The 3,294-nt window shown below is 56.6% G+C and carries 2 protein-coding genes; one reads left to right on the top strand and one right to left on the bottom strand.

The genetic code is table 11. From position 1 onward, the window contains the following. Positions 1 to 187 precede the first annotated feature (187 nt). Positions 188 to 2,848, top strand: coding sequence for a response regulator (locus PG881_RS23710; protein WP_270803272.1), 2,661 nt, complete (start codon positions 188 to 190; stop codon positions 2,846 to 2,848). Here PG881_RS23710 and PG881_RS23705 read toward each other — a convergent pair. Beyond that, positions 2,810 to 3,103 (bottom strand): hypothetical protein, encoded by a 294-nt coding sequence (locus PG881_RS23705; RefSeq protein WP_270803270.1) that lies wholly within the window; start codon positions 3,101 to 3,103, stop codon positions 2,810 to 2,812. The genes PG881_RS23710 and PG881_RS23705 overlap by 39 nt on opposite strands. Between the last annotated feature and the right edge of the window lie 191 nt (positions 3,104 to 3,294).

The raw sequence follows: 3,294 nt of genomic DNA, 5'->3' as shown, positions 1-3,294 counted from the left end.
AATCGGCTCAAACATGAAGAAATGAAATGACTGAGTCAGCCGAGAAGAATTTCCCCGCTTATTCGCACCTTCCCTTGGTATCAGCAAACATAAATCCAGACTGGGAGTCCGGTTTGATACCGCGATTCAGGCGCTGACGGTAGAGGAGCGCAGCGCTCTGGAGCAAAGCTGGCTGGGTGACAGCAGTTTGAGTTTTCAGGGGCACAGCGGTTTTTTACTGCGCCCTGATGAGCGTGAGTGGCTCTCCCGTCTGCCTCCCCTTAGGCTGGGTTTTATTCCTGGGTGGGTGCCGTTTTCCTATGCGGATCACGAGGGTAAATTGACGGGGTTGATAGGCGACTATCTGGATGTGTTCAAGGACAAGCTGGGCTTGGCCTATCAATACCGTGTTGATCAGAGTTGGCCAGAGTTGCTGCAGGCATTGCTCCATCAAGACGCTGATATTGCAGTCATTCCTATTCGAATCAGCCAGAGGGTTGCGGGTTGGCAGGTGAGCCAACCTATTGCGTCCTTTCCCGTGGTCATTGCCATGTCTCGTGGCAGCAGCACTTTTGGGGGATTTGCAGAGCTGGCGGGCAAGCACTTGATCGTCACCGACAGCTTGTTGATCGCCGAGTTGAAGTCCCGGATCCCTGACATACAGACCACGGTTGTTTCCAGCCCAAGAGAGGGGTTGGCGATGGTGGCCTCCGGCAAGGGGGATGCCTATATGGGCAATCTGGCGGTGATATCACGGCTCATCAACGAGTATTTTGATGACTCGCTGCATATTGTCGCTCCCACTCCTTTCAGAGATGAGCTGGCGGTCGCGGTGAGAGATGCCTATGCCCCGCTGCTGCCGCTCATCAATCGGGTACTCGCCAGCATGAGTGACAAGGAAAAGCGGCAGATCCGCAATAGCTGGCTGGCGGTGAACTACAACGAAGGGATCTCGTGGCACAAGCTGGTTAGTACCCTGATCCCTGTCGGTGCCGGTATCACCCTGTTTATTCTTTCACTCTCTATCGCGTACTTTCACCTGCGCCAGGAGATAACCCGCCGGCGCCAGGTGGAGGCCGATCTGGCCTTTGCCAAGGAGGCGGCCGAGCTGGCCGCCAGGCAGAAGGCCGATTTCCTCGCCACCATGAGCCACGAAATCCGGACCCCCATGAACGGCATCATCGGCATGGCGGAACAGCTGCGTTTTACCTCGCTCGATCCGGAGCAGCGCCAGATGGTGGGCATCATCAATCAGGGGGCGGAAGGACTGCTCCAGCTGATCGGCAATGTGCTGGATTACTCCAAGCTGGATGCCGGCAAGATGGAGTTGGCACCCACCAGCTTTCTGCTGCGTGAGCTCATCGACAGCGTGCTGACAATGACCAGTAGCGAGTTGCAGCGCAAAGGGTTGCAACTCTATCTGCGTGTTGATGATGAAGTGGGCGCCCGCTTCTATGGTGATGTGCTGAGGCTCAAGCAGGTGCTGTTCAACCTGGCCAGCAATGCGATCAAGTTCACCGAGCGCGGCTTCATCGAACTGTCGATCAGGGTAGAGGGAGAGACAAATGAAGAGCAGTGGTTGTTGCTTGGGGTGCGGGATACCGGCATCGGCATGAGCGAAGATGTGCAGGCCCGTGTTTTCAATGCCTTCGAGCAGGCGGATGGCGCCACGACCCGCAGTTATGGGGGGACCGGACTCGGTCTCAGTATCAGCCGGACGCTGGCGACGCTGATGGGGGGGCGATTGAGGCTTGAGAGTGCCCCAGGGCTAGGTACCTATATTGGCTTGTCCATCCCCCTGGTACTGGAAGCGCGCCATGAGCCGGATCCCAAGCTGGCGGGGCTGAGTGCCTTTATGGCATTGCCGGATGGCAAACTGCACCACCAGCTGCGGCTGCATCTGCTGTCGCTGGGGTTGCGGCTGTGTGAAGCCCCACAGAGTGTGCACTTGTTGTTTGGTGACCTGAATGAGCCGGCCGCCATCCGGGTCGTGCCGTTTGGCAATGTGCTGGGTTATCAGCTTGGTGATGATGGTCATTATTGCCTCAACAGTAATCCCCTAACCTGGCAGGCCGTGAGGGATGTCTGTTATCGCCAGCTGGGCCTGGCCGAGCAACTGTCGTCCGATTTGTCGTCAGTTGGAGCGGATGAACCACTGTTGCCACAGCGATTGCTGGTCGTCGAGGATCACCACCTGAATCAGGTTCTGGTGCAGCGCCAGCTCAAACAGCTCAATCTGCAGTGCGATCTGGCTGAAAATGGTCGACAGGCGCTCGCCATGCTGACTTTTCATCGCTATGACCTGATCCTGTGCGATTGCCAGATGCCGGTGATGGATGGTTATGAGTTTACCCGCCGGGTGCGGGCCACAGAGGGATTGGCACAACTCCCCATCATTGCCATGACGGCCAACGTACTGCCGGAGCAGGCGCAGCGTTGTCTGGCGGCCGGTATGAATGATGTATTGGGCAAGCCCGTACTCATGGATGGACTTAGCCAGATGCTGGTGAAGTGGCAGATATTGCCGGTACCCAGGTTGCTCGACATCAACCTGTTGCAGGCTACATTTGGTTCTTCACTTGAGACAATGCTGCTGTCGTTTCGTCAGGATCTGGAACAGTCCCTTGGCTTGAGCCATAAGGATGACAAGGCGCTTGCAGATTGGGTGCATCGACAGGCGGGAACGATAGCCATGATGAGGATTGACGAAGTAGCAGAGCAGGCATGGCATCTGGAAGAGCAAATCCGCAAAGATGGGCGTGCACGATGCGAGGTGGAGTTGACGAAATTTCGCGATGTTTTGCAACAACTTGTCGATGAGCTAGCGGCACTATCCCGAGACTGTCGTCAGCCTGCTGTGGCTCTCTGATGACAACGCAGGATGACCGGAGGAGGGGGCGGGCTGTACGGCCTGTGCCAGCCAGGCCCAGTCGAGCAGGGGGGTATCGGCTTTGAAGCGCTGATAGGCAAGGCCCTGGTCGACGGTCAGAAACAGAGTGGTCGGCAGGCCGATGCGGTTGATGTAACGCACCATCACCTCGCCGCGATAGGAGCTGAGTCGTTGCTGCAGCTGCGGCAGACTCAGCCCGGTTGCCTGTCCCTTTTCATCCCAGATCTCGAACATGGTCATGTCTCTTGATGTGATGGCAATACTGTTTCCAAAAGCGGGCCGACAGGCAATTGTCAGATCTGACAGTGTCAAATGGAGAAAGGCATGAAAAGCGAAAACCCGGCACTGGGCCGGGTTTTCTTGAATGATGGTGGAGGGAGAAGGATTCGAACCTTCGAAGGCAGAGCCGTCAGATTTACAGTCTG

The sequence above is a fragment of the Aeromonas sp. QDB54 genome (assembly GCF_027707385.1).
Lineage (GTDB): Bacteria > Pseudomonadota > Gammaproteobacteria > Enterobacterales > Aeromonadaceae > Aeromonas > Aeromonas hydrophila.
This window is presented reverse-complemented; position numbering and strand designations above follow the sequence as displayed.

Bases quoted from the DNA above. Each gene is read 5' to 3' on its own strand.
- PG881_RS23705 (WP_270803270.1), bottom strand. From the start codon at position 3,103: ATGTTCGAGATCTGGGATGAAAAGGGACAGGCAACCGGGCTGAGTCTG.